Raw genomic sequence first — 16148 nt, 5'->3', positions numbered from 1 at the left:
CCCGATCATCGCAGCGGGGTCAGCGGCCGTAGGGGCCGAGACGCCGTGGCACCGCCTCGGCCCGCCGGTCGACGCCCCAGCGCCGGCCCGCCAGCACGCAGACCGCGAGCGCCGCGACGAAGGCCGCGATCCCGAGGGCGCGGATCACCAGGGCGATCGGGTCCTCGACGCCCGGCGCGCGCCAGATCTCGTAGACGAGCTGCCCCCAGTCGTGGCTGTCGCTGTCGCCGGTGATGAGCGGGAGCGCGCGGTCGCGGGCGTCCGCGACGTAGGTCGCCGCGGAGTACGCGGACGCCGAGAGCAGCATCAGCACGACGACGAGCGCCCCGGGCCGGCGCTCCCGCACCGCGAGCCCGACGAGCAGCATCGGGACGAGCAGCTGCAGGAGCGTGCCGCCGAGCAGGATCAGCGCCTCCCAGCCGGTGGGCATCAGGATCGCGTGGCCGGCCTCGTGGAAGAGCAGGTTCACGCTGTGGGCGACGCGGGCGAGCCAGCCGATCGGCCCGCCGCCGTACTCGACGCCCGGGTCGACGATCCACAGGCGCTGGGCGAGCAGGACCGCGACGAAGCCGCCGGCCAGCGCCAGGACGGGGTGGAGTCCGCGGGGCGCGAGCAGGCGCGTCAGGACCGGGGGCATCGGCCCTGCATCGGCCGCGCGCACCCGCGGCTGCAGCGTTCGGGCGGCGACTCGACGGACGGCCGTCCGGAGGCCGGGCGGCAACCGGCGCACCGCCCCGCCGCGTACGGTCGCCCCGCCGATCGGGCCAACCTTGACGCGCTCGTGTCAAGGTTGGCTCGGGCGTTGCTACGATCAAGGCATGGCCGAGCGCGACTACCTGGCAGCCGTCCGCGATCACGTCGTGGTGTTCGACGGGTCGATGGGCGCCCTGCTGGAAGACAAGAACCTCTCGCTCGAGGACGACTACCAGCTCCCCGGGCGCGCCCACGAGGTCCTGGTCCTCAACCGGCCGGACGTCATCGAGGAGCTCCACACCACGATGCTCGACGCCGGCGCCACGGTGCTGGAGACGGACTCGTTCCAGGCCTCGCGCCTGAAGCTCGACGAGTGGGGCCTCGCCGAGCACACGCTCGAGATCAACGTCCGCGCGGCCGAGATCGCCCGCAAGGCCGCCGGCCCCGACCGCTTCGTCGCGGGCTCGATCGGCCCGACGGGCTTCCTGCCCAGCTCGGACGACCCGACGCTCGGCAACATCATGTTCCGCGACCTCGTGACGGTCTTCGAGGAGCAGTCCCGCGGCCTGATCCAGGGCGGCGCCGACCTCCTGATCATCGAGACCGCGCAGGACATCCTCGAGGTCAAGGCCGCGATCTTCGGCGCCCGCGAGGCCTTCAAGGCCACCGGCCGCAAGGTCCCGCTGCAGATCTCGGTCTCGCTGCTGCCCAACGGCGGCAAGATGCTCCTGGGCACCGACATCGCCTCCGTCGTCACGACGCTCGAGGCCCTGAAGGCCGACGTCATCGGGCTGAACTGCTCGACCGGCCCGGAGGACATGCGCGACGCGATCCGCTACCTCGGCGAGTACGCCTCGGTGCCGGTCCACTGCATCCCGAACGCCGGCATCCCCCAGCAGGGCATCAACGGCGAGACGGTCTTCCCCGAGAAGCCGCAGCCGCTGGCCGACGCGCTGGGCACCTTCGTCGAGGACTACGGCGTCTCGATCGTCGGCGGCTGCTGCGGCACGACGCCGGAGCACATCTCCGCGATCGCCGAGCGCGTCGCGAAGCTGCCCGCCGGTGCCACGGCCCACAACGTCGGCGCGAACTCGAAGGACAAGCGCGCGATCCAGGTCTCGTCGATGATCGGCGCCGCCGACCTCGTCCAGCACCCGCGCCCGACGATCGTCGGCGAGCGCGTCAACTCGCAGGGCTCGCGCAAGGCCAAGGAGCTGCTCCTGGCCGACGACTACGACTCGCTCGTCACGATCGCCGAGGGCCAGGTCGAGGGCGGCGCCCACGTGCTCGACGTCTGCGTCGCGCTGACCGAGCGCGCCGACGAGGCCGAGCAGATGCGGCAGGTCGTCAAGAAGATCTCGCTGACGCAGCCCGCGCCGATCCAGATCGACTCGACCGAGCCGGACGTCATCAAGATCGCCCTGGAGCAGATCCCGGGCCGCGCGATCGTCAACTCGGTCAACCTCGAGGCCGGCCGCGACAAGATGGACACGGTCGTGCCGCTCGCGCTCGAGCACGGCGCCGCCGTCATCGCCCTGACGATCGACGAGATCGGCATGGGCAAGACGGTCGAGCGCAAGCTCGAGATCGCCGACCGGATCTACAAGATCGCCGTCGACGAGCACGGCCTCGAGCCCGAGGCGCTGATCTACGACCTCCTCACCTTCACCCTGACCACGGGCGACGAGGAGTGGCGCGACTCCGCCGTGCAGACGATCGGCGCGATCAAGGAGATCAGCAACCGCCTGCCCGGCGTCAAGACGTCGCTCGGCGTGTCGAACGTCTCCTTCGGCGTCGGACTCGCCGCGCGCTCGGTCCTGAACTCCGTCTTCCTCTACCACTGCGTCGAGGCCGGCCTGGACCTCGCCATGGTCAACCCGGCGCACATCGTGCCGATGGGTGAGATCGACCCGGTCGAGCGCGAGCTGGCCGAGGACCTCGTGTGGAACAAGCGCGAGGACGCGCTCGAGCTCTTCATCAACCACTTCGAGGCCAAGGGCCCCGGCGCCGAGGCCGAGGAGAAGGCCGACCCGACGGCCGAGATGGAGCCCGAGGACGCGCTGCACTTCCGCATCCTCAAGCGCAAGAAGCAGGGCGTCGAGGCCGACATCGACCGCGCCGTCGAGAAGCTCGGCGCCGTGCCGACGCTCAACGACGTGCTGCTGCCGGCGATGAAGGAGGTCGGCGACAAGTTCGGCGCCGGCGAGCTCATCCTGCCGTTCGTGCTGCAGTCCGCCGAGGTCATGAAGAAGGCCGTCGCGCAGCTCGAGAACTACCTCGAGCGCACCGCCGACTACACGAAGGGCACCGTCGTCCTGGCGACCGTCTTCGGCGACGTCCACGACATCGGCAAGTCGCTCGTCAACACCATCCTGAGCAACAACGGCTACACGGTCGTCGACCTCGGCAAGCAGGTCCCGGTCGGCACGATCCTCGAGGCCGCCAAGGAGCACAAGGCGACGGCCATCGGCCTGTCGGCGCTGCTCGTCTCGACGTCGAAGCAGATGCCGCTGGCGATCCAGGAGCTGCACCGCGAGAACCTGGAGTTCCCGGTCCTGCTGGGCGGGGCGGCCATCAACCGCAACTTCTCCTACCGCGCGCTGCACCCCAACGGGTTCGACGACGACACGACCTACGCGGGCGGCGTCTTCTACTGCAAGGACGCGTTCGAGGGCCTCGGCGTCATGGACCGCATGGTCGACAAGGAGGAGCACCCGCAGATGATCGAGGAGATCAAGGCGGGCGCGATCAAGCTGCGCGACCAGGCGAAGAACGAGGAGGTCCTGCCCCCGACGACCGAGGTCGCGGACTCCCCCGTGGCGCGGGACGCCCCGGTGCCGGAGCCCCCGTTCTGGGGCGTGCAGGAGGTGCCCGTCGACATGGACGAGCTCTACCACCACCTCGACACGCACGTGCTCTTCAAGCTGCACTGGGGCGGCAAGGGCATCAAGGGCGAGGCCTGGAAGAAGCTCATCGAAGGCGACCCGGACGATCCCGAGTCCGAGGAGGGCTTCCGCCACAAGCTCGAGCGCATGTGGAAGGAGCAGACCTACCTGCACCCGCGCGCGCTGATCGGGTTCTTCCCCTGCTACGCCGACGGCAACGACGTCGTGATCCTCGATCCGGAGGACCGCAAGACGGAGATCAACCGCTTCGTCACGCCGCGCCAGCAGAAGGGCGACCGGATGGCCACGTCGGACTTCTACCGCCCGGGTGTCAAGCAGGCCGACGGCACCGTCGTCGCGCCCGAGGAGCTCGACGTCATCGCCGTGCAGGCGCTGACGGTCGGCGACGAGGTCACCGAGCTGATGGCCAAGCTGGAGAAGGACGGCGAGTACGCCGAGCAGCTGTTCGTGCACGGCCTCGGCGTGCAGACGGCCGAGGGCCTGTCGGAGTGGCTGCACTGGAAGGTCCGCAACTGGTACGGGATCCCCGTGACCCAGGGTCGCCGCCTGTCCTGGGGCTACGCCGCGATCCCCGACCAGTCCGAGCACGACAAGGTCAAGGAGCTGCTCGACATCTCCCAGATCGGCCTGGACCTGACCGACGGCTGGTCCCCCACGCCGGAGCAGTCGACGCTGGCGATGGTCCTGCACCATCCGCAGGCGACGTACTACGGCATGCGCAACGGCCGCTTCATCGCGAAGGGCACGCCGGACGACGTCATCAAGGACACCGAGCGCGACCCCACGCGCCTGGAGGCCGACTTCCTCGAGGCCGAGATCGACGAGGCCCCCGACACGGTCAACTCCGACGGGACGCCCGCCGCCGTCTGATCGCCCGGCCGGCCCCGCGCCGAGCCGCCCAGCAGGACCCCCGACCCGCCGACCCCGGCGGGTCGGGTCGTTCCGGTGGCCGACGGGACGTAACGACCGGAACCTCGACCTCGGCCGGAGGCAGGTCGAGGGCGCCTCAGGCCGGGCGCCGCCCCCGCGGCCGGTCCGGCTGCACCCGCAGCACGGGCAGCACGGTCGCCAGCAGCTCGTAGTGCCGAGCGAGCAGCAGGAGCTCGATCGCCTCGCGCTCGCCGAGGTGCCTCCCGGACCGCGGCCCACTCGGCGTCGTCGCCCGGCGACGCTGATCGCGTCGGGGGTGCCGATGAGGTTCACCCGCAGCGTCTGCTCGAGGACCGCCGGGTCCCCGCCCACCGGGGACAGCCCCGCCCCACAACCGGATCACAGGACGTGGCGGCTACCGGTGCTAGCGTGGCCGCGTGCCCGACGACGTCGCGTCCTCCGCGCCCGCCGCGCCGCACGACGAGCGTCCCGCCGACCGCCTCCCCCGGGGACGCCACGGGCTCAGCCGGGAGGAGGTCGTCCGCTCCCAGCGCAAGCGGATCATCCGCGGGATGGCCGCCGCGATGGCCGACGACGGCTACGTCGGCACGTCGGTCACGGCGATCCTCAAGCGCGCCGGGGTCTCGCGGCAGACCTTCTACGAGCAGTTCGCGTCGAAGGAGGAGTGCTTCGCCGCGACGTACGCGTGGGCGGCCGAGACCGTCCTGGAGCACACCGTGCGGGCCGCCGGGGACGCGTCGGGCGACGACGGGCACGACCCGATCGACCGGATGCTGGCGTTCTACCTGCGGGGCCTGGCCGCCGCCCCGGAGTTCGCCCGGGTCCTCCTGATCGAGACGTACGCTGCCGGCCCGGACGCGCTGGAGAGCCGGATCGCGTTGCAGCGCCGGTTCGCGACGCAGATCGGGGACGTGCTCGGGGCGAGCACCGCCGACGACCGCTTCGCCTGCGAGGCCCTCGTCGGGGCGGTCAGCTCCCTCGTCACCGCCCGGCTCGCGCTTGGCGACACCGCCGGCCTGCTCGCCCTGCAGGAGCCCCTCGCGGCGCTCGCCCGGCGCGAGGCCGCGGCGTTCGGCGGCGGGGCCTGAGCCGCCGACCCTCCGCGCCTCCCGGTCGCGCCGTCCCGCGGAGCCGCTCCCCGCCGCGCCGGTCCCGGGCCCCGTCGCGTGCACGTCCCGGCGCGTCCGTGCGACCCTCGGACGATGCGCCCGCCGCTCAGCAAGGACACCCGCCTCTGCATGTCGCTCTCGGGGCGGCCGGGGACGTTCGGGACGCGGTTCCACAACCACCTCTACGAGCAGCTCGGGCTCGACTACCTCTACAAGGCGTTCACCACGGACGACCTGCCCGCGGCCATCGGCGGGGTCCGCGCGCTGGGCATCCGCGGCTGCGCGGTCTCGATGCCGTTCAAGGAGGACGTGATCGCCCTGGTGGACGAGCTGGACCCGTCCGCCGAGGTCATCGCGTCGGTCAACACGATCGTCAACGACGACGGGCGCCTGCGCGCGTTCAACACGGACTTCATCGCGGTGGCGACGCTGCTGCGCGAGCACGCGGTGCCGACCGACAAGCCGGTGCTGCTGCGCGGCAGCGGCGGGATGGCCAAGGCGGTGGCGTTCGCGCTGCGCGAGGGCGGCTTCCGGGACGGCACCGTGGTGGCGCGCAACGAGGCGGCCGGCCGCGCGCTGGCGGAGGGCGCGGGGTTCGCCTGGGTCCCCGAGCCCGCCGACGTCGCTCCCGGCGCGGTCCTGGTCAACGCCACCCCGATCGGGATGGCGGGCGGGCCCGAGTCCGGCGACCTGCCCTTCCCCGCCGCCGCCGTCGACACGGCGGCGACGGTCTTCGACGTCGTCGCGCTGCCGCCGGAGACCCCGCTGGTCCGCCGCGGCCGGGCGGCCGGCGTGCCGGTGATCACCGGGGCCGAGGTCGTGGCGCTACAGGCCGTCGAGCAGTTCGTGCTCTACACCGGCGTGCGGCCGACGGACGAGCAGGTCGCGGCCGCCGCGGCGCACGCGGCGGGCTGACGGGCGACGGTCTCGCGTCCGGCGGGCGGGAGGTCCTGCGCCCCGTGGGAGGCGTGGCCCCCGGCCGCCGGCGCGGCGGGGCGAGGCCCGCCGGTCAGTCGGCCCGCGCCGAGGTCTCCAGCGCGATCCGGGCGGCCCGCTCCGGGTCCTCCCAGAAGAAGAGGTGGCCGGCGCCGTCGAACGTCTCGAGCGTCGCGTCGGGGATCGCCTCGACGACCTTCAGGCCGTTGGGGTACGGCAGCAGCAGGTCCTCGGTGCCGTGGACCACGGTGGTCGGCACGGTGATCTGGCCGAGGCGGTCGGCGGTGTCGTGGCCGACGATCGCCTGCATCTGCTCGGAGAGGATCCGCAGCGTGACGCGGTGGGCGGTCGTCGCCTCGACGAACTCCTCGTAGCGGTCGTCGCGGCTGTCGGCGAACGAGCGGGAGACGTTGATGCCCCAGCTGGCGCGGAGCGCGGCGCCGGCGTCGCCGCTCTGCAGGGCGGTGACGAGGCCCTCCATGTCCGACTGCGCCATCCAGGTGGCGGCGGCGCCGCCGGCGGTCGTGCAGCCGAGGACGAGCGAGCGGACGCGTGCGGGGTGGCGGAGCGCGAGCTCCTGCGCCGTCATGCCGCCCATGGAGATGCCGAAGACGTCGACGGGGCTGTCGATCCCGAGGGCGTCGAGCGCGGCGGCCTGGGCGTCGGCGAGGTCGACGATCGAGAACTGCTCGCGTGAGCGGCTCGACCCCGCCACGCCGACGTGGTTGACCGTGATGATCCGGCGGCCGGCGGCGACGAGGCGCTCGAGGAACGGGACGCCCCAGTGGCCGTGGGTGCCGCTGAGCCCGTGGATGAGCAGGAACGGCTCGCCCTCGCCGATCTCGAGGACCGTCCGGTGCGTGCCGTCGGCCAGGTCGATGCGTCGTGTCTCGTACGGCAGGGTCACGGTGCGGACGTCGCTGCTCATGGACGTCAAGCGTAATCGAGGCCCGGCCGGGCGAACCCCGGTGCGGCGCACGTTCCGGACGTCCGGCGGGGTCGCGGGCGCCCGTCGCGACGGTGGACGGCGTCCGGCCGCACGTCGCGTGACCGGGCGCACGGAACGGGCGCGGCGCGGCGGCGCGGTCAGCGGGTGAGGGTCAGCCGCACGGTCCGCGGGCCGGCGCCGGTGGAGGTCGCGGTCGCCGCGACCGCCAGGCGCGGCCGACGGCGCAGGAGCGCCCGCCCGTCGGCCGTGGTCCGCAGCCGCACCGAGCCGGCCCGGCCGGGTCGCAGGTCGTAGGCCCCCGTGAGGACGACGAGCGTCCCGCGGTGGCGCCCGACGGCGGCGCGGGCCGCCGTGCGCACGCGGACGCCGCCGCGGCACGGGGTCGACCCCTTCGGGCACGAGAGCGTCAGCCCGACGCGGCCCGACCGCAGCCGGAGGGAGCGCGCCGTGATCCGCGCCGTGCGGGGCGCGGCGGCCACGGGCTTCCGCGGGGTCGTGAGCGTCGTCACCGGGGCGGGCGTGGTGGCTCCGGGCGTCGCTGCGGGGACGTCGGGGGTCCCCGCGCCGGACGACGCGCCGGGGCCCGGGTCCACCGGTACGACCGGGTCCGGGCCGGCCGGCCCGGGCGCGCCGGGCAGCGGGCAAGGCCCGGTGGTCGTCGACGCCGGGATCCCGGTCTCCTGCGCCTGACGGGCGAGCAGGTGGCGGCAGTAGGCCAGGCCGTAGGCGTCGGTGGGCGTGCCGTCGTAGCGCTCCAGGAGCGCCGGGCTCGCCGCGCAGTCCCAGCCGGTCGGCGTGCCGTCGAGGCGGACCTCGGCGTTCCACGTCCACGCGAGGTAGGAGATCCCGCGGGCGTCCGCCCAGTCGGTGTAGCGCTGGACGTGGTCGGCGCCGCAGTCGTACTGGCCGATCTCGCCGGTGACGACCGGGTAGCCGGCGGCGTGGATCGTCCCGGCGCCCGCGCCCCAGCAGACGACGTCGGCGCAGGCGGCCCCGGCGTACGCGTGGAACGACGCGACCAGCGCGCGCTGCGGCGCCGGGTCGGTGGGGACGTTCGCCAGCCACGTGGAGAGGTCGTTGGCGTAGTCCAGGCCCCCGAGCAGGATCGGACGGGTCGGCGAGCCCGTCTGGGACTCGCGAGCGCGGATCTCGTTCACGAGCGACTGCATGCCCGCCGCGCGGTACGGGTCGGGCACGGGCGCCGGGTCCGTCGCCGGCGGATCGGTGGGCGCGGGGTCGGCGGGCGACGGCGTCACCGGGGGATCGACCGGGTGCACGAGGCAACCGCCGCTCCTCCAGCAGGCCCAGCGCTGCGCGTCCGTGGCGCCGGGGAGCTCGGCGGCGGTGAGGTGCGGCTCGTTGAAGACGTCGTAGAGGACGTTGCGCCGCGGCTCCGGGGAGCGGACGAGCGCCTGGACGACGCTCTGCCAGAAGCGCGGCCCCTGGTCCGCGTCGGGCAGGGGCAGGAGCCGCAGGTCCTGGTTGGAGAACGCGCCCGTGCTCGCGGTGTGGAGCGAGAGGATCGCGACGATCCCGCGCGCGTCGAGCTGGTCGACGTAGCGGACGATCGCCTGTTGGTACGCGGTGCCGGTGTACGCGGGGTTCAGCCCGGACGCCCCGAACCAGCAGGCGTCGCTCAGCGGGACGCGCACCGCGTCGATCCCCCACGACCGCATCGCGTCGAGCGTCGTGTCCTGCTGGACGTCGTCGATGTGGCTCATGCCCGTCGGGCCGTCGAAGATCGCGAACCCGCGGGTCCCGCCGGGCAGCGCCCTCGAGCACGCGTACTCGGTGCCGGAGCGGTCGACGCCGCGCAGCTGAACGGTCCGGCCGGCGCCGTCGACCAGGTGGTCGCCCGACACCGCGATGCTCGTCGCGGCGCCGGCCGCGGCGGGCAGGAGCAGGCCGGCGAGGAGGCCGCTCGTCGCGGCGAGCAGGACGACCCGGAGCAGGACGCCGGCGTGCGCGGCGAGGAGGCGGAGGCGGCGCGTCATCGGACCGTCCATCGGCCGGTCCGACGGCGCGGCCCAGCGATCGGGCCGCGCGCTGGCCGCATGAGTTCCTAGGAGGACTCGGTCTCGACGTTGCCGTGGACGCCCTTGGGGAGCGGCGGCAGGTCGACGGGCGAGGCGTGCAGCGCCCGGGTCTTGATGTCGCGCCAGGTGACGCCCTCGCCGAGCATCGCCGGCATCCCGAGGGTCAGCGCCGTGGCGACCTCGACGGCCTGGAGGACGATGCCGTAGCCCAGGGCGTCGGCGTAGCTGACCCCGTAGCCCGCGCCGAGCACGGTGACGCAGGCGGCCTGGAAGACGCCGAGGTTCGACGGCGTCAGGGGCAGCACGGCAGTGACGTTGACGGCGAAGAGGACGGCCGCGGCGGCGCCGAGGCCCTCGTCGATGCCGAACGCGTTGAGCAGCAGGAAGCAGGAGATCCACTGCAGGACCCAGGCGAACAGCTGGGTGCCGACGGCGATCGAGCCGAGGCGCGGGCTGCGGAAGACCCGCAGGCCGGCGCGCAGCGAGTGCGCGAGGTCGCGGAGCTTGACCTGGATCCGGTGCAGGCGGCCGGAGCGGTCGCTGGTGCCCCAGCGGACACGCAGCAGCACGGGCCCGAAGAGCAGCACGAGCAGGATCGCGGCCGGTGCGATGGCCAGCGTCACGAGCGCCCCGTCGTGGCCCTCGAAGATGCGGATCGAGCTGATCATCACCGCGCCGAGCAGGATCAGCGCGAACACGTTGATCAGCGTCTGGGAGACCAGCGTGCCGACCACGACGGGCAGGCGTTCTCGTGGTCGCCCGATGCGGCGGGCCATGATCAGCGCACGCGACGGCTCGCCGAGGCGGGCCGGCAGGGTCGCGGACATCATCACGCCGATCGCGGTGGCCCGGAAGGTCTCCATCCGAGTCATGCGGGCCTCGGGGATCGCGGCTCGGAGGATCGCGTGCCAGGAGATCGCGCGGAAGCCCATCGAGAGCGCCATGACGGCGAGCGCGAGCAGGACCCAGAGGGGCGAGGAGCGCAGGAGGCTGTCGCCGATGCTCTGCAGGCCGATGCGCTGCAGGGCGACGGCGCCCATGCCGACGGTCGCGACGGCGGCGGCGGCCATGAGCCCACGGCGGGCGAGCCGGCGGCGGGCCTTGGAGCGCTCGTCGCGCGTCGGCGGCTCCGTCGGGGCGTCCGGGCGCGGCATCCGGCGGGCGGCGACCGCGGGGCGGCCGTCCGCGGGCTTCAGGCCGCGGCGCATCTGGACGCGCTCGATGCGCGTGGCGGGCTCGGGCGCGGTCTGGGCGTCCTCGTAGACCGCCATGACGCGGGTCGCGATGCGGGGCCAGGCGTACTTGTGCGCGGAGCGGGCCGCGACCTCGCTCATCGTCCGGCGGCGCGCGGGGCGCAGGGCGAGGTCGCGGAGCGCGTGGGCGAGCGCGAGCGCGTCGCCCGGGGGCACCAGGATGCCGTCGCGCCCGTGGTCGACGACGTCGCGGTAGCCGACGATGTCCGACGCGACGACCGGGACGCCCTGGGCGAAGGCCTCGGTCAGGACCATCCCGAAGCTCTCGCCGCCGAGCGACGGCGCGCAGAGCACGTCGCAGTCGGCGAGCTCCCGGTGCTTCGTGTCGTCGTCGACGCGGCCGAGGACCCGGACGCCGTCCATCCGCTCGTCGAGCGCCATGCGGCGGACCTCGGCGTCGTCGGGACCGATGACGACGAGCTCGACCGGGAGCTGCTCGCGCAGCGCGTCGAAGGCGCGCAGGAGGATCGGCAGGCCCTTGCGCTCGACGGCCTGGCCGACGAAGGCGATCTTCATCGTCCCGGCGGGGCGGTCGGGGCGCGGGGTGGTGACGTGCTCGGGGTCGATCAGGTCGACGCCGTTGGGGATCACGCGGTAGCGGCCGCCGTAGTAGCGCTGGCCCGTCCACGCAGCGGCGTCGGACACCGCGATCCGCTCGACCAGGCGGTTCAGCCGCCGGCGCGCGCCGGCGGCGACGCCGATGCCGTTGGTGAGGTCGTTGGTCGAGTAGCAGTGGAACGTGCCGACCATCGGCGCGGCCGTGCACGACATGAGCGTGTTCCAGCCCAGGAGCGGCGCGTGCGGCTCGTGCAGGTGGATGACGTCGTAGCCGCCCGTGTCCAGGGCCTCGCGCAGACGTCGCAGGGCCGCCGGGCTGATGGCCAGGTTGGAGACGCCACCGTTGGCGGGGATGCCCACGGTGCGTCCGAGTGGCACGAGCCACTCCGGTGGTGTCCGATCCTGGGGCGGGGCACCTCTGTGGAGCCGGGTCGCGAGGCGATCGGGGGGATCGAACGGCGCGAGCACCTGGGCGTCGTGCCCTTGCGCGCGAAGTTCGCGACCGAGTGCCTCGATGTGCCGGGCCACGCCTCCGGGATACGTCCACGAGTACGGCGAAACCAGCGCAACGCGCATTACCGGCACAGTACACGCGAAGCGGGACGCGGGAACCCCCGACCGGTGGGGTTCTCCGGATCGACACCGGACGCCGTCCGCGCGGCGCCCGCCCACGACGGGCGATCCGGCTCGTCGGCTCCCTCGGCGCGGCCCGCGCGATCTGGCGCGAGGACGCTCGCCCGCGGGCGATCGGGCCGGGCGCCCGTCGTGCACCGCGCCGATCGGCGGGGTCGCGGACGGGTCGCGGGTCAGCCCGGCGGGGCCGCGTCGCCGGCCCCGTCGGCCGGGTCGCGACAGTCCACGGGCAGCGCCGGCGGCGCGGCGGCCGGGTCGCGGCTCCCGCCCCAGGCGGCCCAGACCGCGGCGACCGGGAACGTCCGCGTGAGGCCCTCGTCGAGCAGCCCGGTCGGGAACGCCGGGTCCTCGCGCACGGAGTACTGGAACGCGGCCGTGACGCGGGGGTCGTGGTACCAGCGGTCGAGCTGGCGGTCCATCAGCCGGCACTCGGCGCGCAGGGTGTCCTTCGAGACGTCGCGGCGACCGCCGGCGCGCGGGGACCCGACCGCGGTCTCGGTGATCCACGCCGGCTTGCCGTCGAGGCACGGGCGGCGGTCGAGCTCGCGCAGCCCGGCGGCGATCGGCTCGCCCTTGCCGCTGCGCGGCTTCGCCTCGAGGTAGCCGTGGACGGACAGGACGTCGGCGCGGCAGAGCACGTCGTCGGGCAGCGCGCGGAGGAACTCGTCCGTCGGGACGGCGCGCCGGCTCGGGGCGCCCCAGGCGGCGAGCTCGCCGACGATGAGGCGGTCGTCGCGCGCCTGCGACCCGGCCGGGGCCGTCGCGCGCAGGCGGTGCAGCTCGGCGTCCATCGTCACGACGAGCCGCGAGAACTGCGCGGGCGAGCGCGGGGCGGCCGACGCGCTGCACGACGCGCGCTGCGGGTCGAGGAAGTACGGCGCGTTGGGCTCGTTCCACGGGGTCCAGTCCGCCCCGTCGATCCCGGCGGCCCGGACGGCGTCCCACACCCGGGCGATCGCCGCGGCGTAGGCGGGCTCCTTCCCGGGCGCCAGGGGGCGCGCCCCGGGGCGCGCCTTCGCGGCGTCGCAGCCGTCGCCGGGCGCCCCCGCCCAACCCGGCATGCCCCAGAAGCTGATCAGCGGGCGGTACCGGCCCGGGTGGGCGACCTGGGCCGCCCGCAGCGCGCCGAGCGTCCGCGCCAGGCTGACGGGGCCGGAGCACGGCTGGGCGCCCTCGCGGCCGCAGCCGTCCCCGATCACCCGCGCGGGGTCCAGCGGCGTGGCGGCGTCCGGCTGCAGGAGGTCCCAGCGGACGTCGATGCGGACGAACCGCGGCGCGATCGCGTCGGTGACGGCCTGCGCGGACTGGAACGCGGGGACGAGGGTCGCCGGCGGCGTCAGCGCCCCGGCGTCGGTGGTGACGAGGCCGACCGCGAGGGTCGGGGGCGCGATCGCGTCCGGCGCGGCGGCGCGGGGCGCCTGCGGGACGGGGGCCGGGGCGTCGTCGTCCGGGGCCGTGAGCCGGCCGGCGAGGACGCCGACGGCGAGCAGGAGGAGCGCCGCGAGGACCGCGACAGCGGCCCGACGACGACCCGTGCGGGTCGAGGACACCGGGCGGACGCTAGCGGCGGGCGGCCCGCCGGGGCGCCGGCCCGCGACGTGGTCGTCGCGAGCGGGCCGGGCGCTCGTGGTCGGGGCGCCGAGCGGCGCCCCGGGGCGGTCAGACCGCCGAGACCTCTTCCTGGTCCTCCACGCGGAAGGACGAGCCGCAGCCACAGGCCGCGGTGACGTTGGGGTTCTCGACCTTGAAGCCCGCGCCGGTCATGGCGTCGAGGTAGTCGATCGTCGAGCCCGTGACGTACGGGAACGACTGCCGGTCGCAGAGGACGGTGATGCCGCCCGAGTTGAAGGTCATGTCGCCGTCGCGCTTCTCGTCGAAGGCGAGGACGTACTGGAACCCCGAACAGCCGCCGCCGCGCACGCCGACGCGCAGGCCGGCCTCGCCCTCCTGCGGGTTGCTGTCGAGGAACTCGCGGACCTTCTCCGCGCCCTTGTCCGTGATCGTGATCATTCGTGGTCCTCCGAAGCGACTGGTGCCGATGATCTCCCACCGGGACCCGATACTTCACCGAGTGTAGCGACCCCGGAGCCCGGTCCGAAAGGGCGAGTTCCGGACCGTCTACTCTTGGTTCGATGCCCAGTGCCGACGACATCAAGCAGCGCATCGAAGCGGCGCTCCCCGAGGCCTCTGCCGAGGTCGAGGGCGCCGACGGCGTGCACTTCCAGGCCGTCGTGACCTCACCGGCGTTCGCGGGCAAGACCCGCGTCGCCCAGCACCGGATGGTCATGGACGTGTTCGCCGGAGAGCTCGGCGGCTCGATCCACGCGATGGCCCTCACCACCAAGACCCCGTCCTGAAGGACAGCGACATGAGCGAGAACCAGCTCCGCGACGCCATCTCCGAGGCGATCAAGGACAACGACGTCATCCTCTTCATGAAGGGCACGCCCGAGCAGCCGGCGTGCGGCTTCTCGGCGCGCACCGTGGGGGTGATGCAGGCGCTCGACGTGTCGTTCGCGAGCGTCGACATCCTCCCCGACCCGCGGATCCGCCAGGAGCTCTCGGCCCTCTCGCAGTGGCCGACGATCCCCCAGCTGTTCGTCGGCGGCGAGCTCGTCGGCGGCTGCGACATCGTGATGGAGATGTACGAGAACGGCGAGCTCGCCGAGCTCGTCGGTGCCGACGCCTCCGCGGCGGCCCCGGCGGACGACGACGCCCCCGCCGCGCAGGAGGGCCTCCTCCAGCCCGAGAACCGGCTCGCCTGAGCCGGCAGGCCGGCGGGCCGGCGGGCACCCTCGGCCGGGGCGACGGGCCACCCTCGTGACGCGCCGGCCGCTGCGCCTGCTGCCGCTGCTCGCGGCCGCGGTCGCCGTGGTGCCCGTCGGGGCCGTCCTGGCCGTCCCTTCGGGCACGGCGGCGGACGGGACGTCCGCCGCCGTCTGCCCCACCGTGGGCGGGGCGCGGCCACTGCCGTCCGGCGAGCAGGTCCTCGGCCACGCCCTGGACGCCGCGCCGCTGACCCCGGCCGAGGCCGACGGCTACCTCCTGGCGCTCGACCAGGCCTCCACGCGGATCGTCACCGGCGTCGCCGGGCGCTCCGTCCAGGGGCGGCCGCTGCGCTTCGCGCTCGTCGGCGACCCCACCAGCCTCACCCCCGCCCGGCGATCGGCGCTGTCGGCGGCCCTGCGGGCCGTGCGCCGCGGCCGGCTCTCCGACGCGTCCGTCGACCGCGCCGCCGCCGGCCCCGCGGTCGTCTGGATCGGGGCCGGCGTCCACGCCAACGAGCCGTCCGGCACGACGGCCGCCCTCGCGCTGCTGCGGCGGCTCGGCAGCGACGACTCCTGCGCGACCCGCCGGACCCTCCGGGGCACGGTCGCCGTCGTCGTCCCGGACCAGAACCCGGACGGCCGCGCCGCCGGCACCCGCACCAACGCCGCGGACATCGACCTCAACCGCGACTGGTTCGCCTCCAGCCAGCCGGAGACGACGGCCCGCCTGCGCCTGCTCAGCCGGTTCCCTCCGGCCGTCGCGCTCGACGCGCACGAGCAGACCGGCACGTCCTACTTCGTCCCGCCCTACGCCGACCCGGTCGTCGCCGGCCTGCCGACCGCGACGCGGCGGCTCGCCGACACGACCGTCTCCGGGGCGATCGACCGCGCCCTGCACCGGATCGGCACGACCGCCACGCACCGCAGCTACGACCTGCTCTTCCCCGGCTACGCGGACTCCGCCACGAGCCTGCTGTTCGGCGCCGGCGGGATGACGCTGGAGCAGGGCTCCGACCTGCCCCTGGCCGTGAAGGCCCGCCGGCACGAGACCGCGATGCTCGCCGCGCTCGGCGCCGTCGCCCGCGACCCCGGCCGGGCCGTCCGCGACTGGGCGGCGGGCTTCGCCTCCGCCGTCCGCGACGGCCGCGACGGCCACGGGACCACCGGCGACGAGACCTTCGGGTGGGTGCTGCGGACCGAGCACCACGCCGCCGACGCGGTCGCGCTCGCCGAGCGGCTGCAGCGCCAGGGGGTGCGGGTCCGCGAGCTGCGGCACCCGACCCGGCTGCGGATCGACCCGCTGGGCCCGGCCCCGGCCGCCGAGGTGCGGCTCCCCGCCGGCACGATCGTCGTCCCCGCCGCGCAGCCGCTGGCGCGCTGGGCCGACGTGCTGCTGGGCCGCGACGCCGACGAGGCC

The 16148-nt window shown here is 74.6% G+C and carries 12 protein-coding genes; 6 read left to right on the top strand and 6 right to left on the bottom strand.

Translation table 11 applies throughout. The annotated features are described in order from the left end of the window. Positions 1-19: 19 nt before the first annotated feature. Positions 20-637 carry a hypothetical protein gene (locus AB0L40_RS10585; RefSeq protein WP_364353290.1) on the bottom strand — a complete coding sequence of 206 codons (618 nt, stop codon included), beginning with the start codon at positions 635-637 and terminating at the stop codon, positions 20-22. Positions 638-818: 181 nt separating this feature from the next. On the opposite strand from AB0L40_RS10585, the gene AB0L40_RS10580 reads away from it, so the two are divergent. The 3 genes from AB0L40_RS10580 to AB0L40_RS10570 all read left to right on the top strand — a co-directional run bounded on the left by AB0L40_RS10580 (position 819) and on the right by AB0L40_RS10570 (position 6514). Continuing rightward, on the top strand, positions 819-4469 hold the full coding sequence (locus AB0L40_RS10580) for a homocysteine S-methyltransferase family protein (RefSeq protein WP_364353287.1): 3651 nt from the start codon (positions 819-821) through the stop codon (positions 4467-4469). A gap of 437 nt (positions 4470-4906) precedes the next feature. Next, positions 4907-5578 (top strand): TetR/AcrR family transcriptional regulator, encoded by a 672-nt coding sequence (locus tag AB0L40_RS10575; RefSeq protein WP_364353284.1) that lies wholly within the window; start codon positions 4907-4909, stop codon positions 5576-5578. A gap of 114 nt (positions 5579-5692) precedes the next feature. Then, positions 5693-6514, top strand: a complete 822-nt coding sequence (locus AB0L40_RS10570) for a shikimate 5-dehydrogenase (RefSeq protein WP_364353281.1) — start codon at positions 5693-5695, stop codon at positions 6512-6514. Between the two features lie 94 nt (positions 6515-6608). Here AB0L40_RS10570 and AB0L40_RS10565 read toward each other — a convergent pair whose 3' ends face one another. The 5 genes from AB0L40_RS10565 to AB0L40_RS10545 form a co-directional block, all read right to left on the bottom strand. After that, entirely contained in the window at positions 6609-7463 is an 855-nt protein-coding gene (locus AB0L40_RS10565; protein WP_364353278.1) for an alpha/beta hydrolase, read from the bottom strand. 158 nt (positions 7464-7621) lie between these two features. Then, entirely contained in the window at positions 7622-9478 is a 1857-nt protein-coding gene (locus tag AB0L40_RS10560) for a cellulase family glycosylhydrolase (RefSeq protein WP_364353275.1), read from the bottom strand. Positions 9479-9546: 68 nt separating this feature from the next. Continuing rightward, entirely contained in the window at positions 9547-11907 is a 2361-nt protein-coding gene (locus AB0L40_RS10555) for a lysylphosphatidylglycerol synthase domain-containing protein (protein WP_364353272.1), read from the bottom strand. A 230-nt stretch (positions 11908-12137) separates the two neighbouring features. Next, positions 12138-13514, bottom strand: a complete 1377-nt coding sequence (locus AB0L40_RS10550; protein ID WP_364353269.1) for a hypothetical protein — start codon at positions 13512-13514, stop codon at positions 12138-12140. A 109-nt stretch (positions 13515-13623) separates the two neighbouring features. Beyond that, positions 13624-13974 (bottom strand): iron-sulfur cluster assembly accessory protein, encoded by a 351-nt coding sequence (locus tag AB0L40_RS10545; protein ID WP_364353266.1) that lies wholly within the window; start codon positions 13972-13974, stop codon positions 13624-13626. Positions 13975-14096: 122 nt separating this feature from the next. Here AB0L40_RS10545 and AB0L40_RS10540 point away from each other — a divergent pair, with 122 nt between their 5' ends. The 3 genes from AB0L40_RS10540 to AB0L40_RS10530 all read left to right on the top strand — a co-directional run. Then, positions 14097-14321, top strand: a complete 225-nt coding sequence (locus AB0L40_RS10540) for a BolA/IbaG family iron-sulfur metabolism protein (protein WP_364353263.1) — start codon at positions 14097-14099, stop codon at positions 14319-14321. Positions 14322-14332: 11 nt separating this feature from the next. Further along, on the top strand, positions 14333-14728 hold the full coding sequence (gene grxD, locus AB0L40_RS10535; protein ID WP_364353260.1) for a Grx4 family monothiol glutaredoxin: 396 nt from the start codon (positions 14333-14335) through the stop codon (positions 14726-14728). Between the two features lie 55 nt (positions 14729-14783). Continuing rightward, a partial coding sequence (locus AB0L40_RS10530; protein WP_364353257.1) for a M14 family zinc carboxypeptidase occupies positions 14784-16148 on the top strand: 1365 nt, incomplete at its 3' end.

The sequence above is a fragment of the Patulibacter sp. NPDC049589 genome, assembly GCF_040675535.1.
GTDB lineage: Bacteria > Actinomycetota > Thermoleophilia > Solirubrobacterales > Solirubrobacteraceae > Patulibacter.
The sequence above is the reverse complement of the archived record's forward strand: the minus strand, read 5'-3'. Positions and strand labels throughout refer to the sequence as shown.

Excerpts from the sequence above, each read along its gene's own strand:
- AB0L40_RS10585 (WP_364353290.1), bottom strand. The coding sequence starts at position 637 with ATGCCCCCGGTCCTGACGCGCCTGCTCGCGCCCCGCGGACTCCACCCC.
- AB0L40_RS10580 (WP_364353287.1), top strand. The coding sequence starts at position 819 with ATGGCCGAGCGCGACTACCTGGCAGCCGTCCGCGATCACGTCGTGGTG.
- AB0L40_RS10570 (WP_364353281.1), top strand. The coding sequence starts at position 5,693 with ATGCGCCCGCCGCTCAGCAAGGACACCCGCCTCTGCATGTCGCTCTCG.
- AB0L40_RS10565 (WP_364353278.1), bottom strand. The coding sequence starts at position 7,463 with ATGAGCAGCGACGTCCGCACCGTGACCCTGCCGTACGAGACACGACGC.
- AB0L40_RS10560 (WP_364353275.1), bottom strand. The coding sequence starts at position 9,478 with ATGACGCGCCGCCTCCGCCTCCTCGCCGCGCACGCCGGCGTCCTGCTC.
- AB0L40_RS10555 (WP_364353272.1), bottom strand. The coding sequence starts at position 11,907 with ATGCGCGTTGCGCTGGTTTCGCCGTACTCGTGGACGTATCCCGGAGGC.
- AB0L40_RS10545 (WP_364353266.1), bottom strand. The coding sequence starts at position 13,974 with ATGATCACGATCACGGACAAGGGCGCGGAGAAGGTCCGCGAGTTCCTC.
- AB0L40_RS10540 (WP_364353263.1), top strand. The coding sequence starts at position 14,097 with ATGCCCAGTGCCGACGACATCAAGCAGCGCATCGAAGCGGCGCTCCCC.
- grxD (WP_364353260.1), top strand. The coding sequence starts at position 14,333 with ATGAGCGAGAACCAGCTCCGCGACGCCATCTCCGAGGCGATCAAGGAC.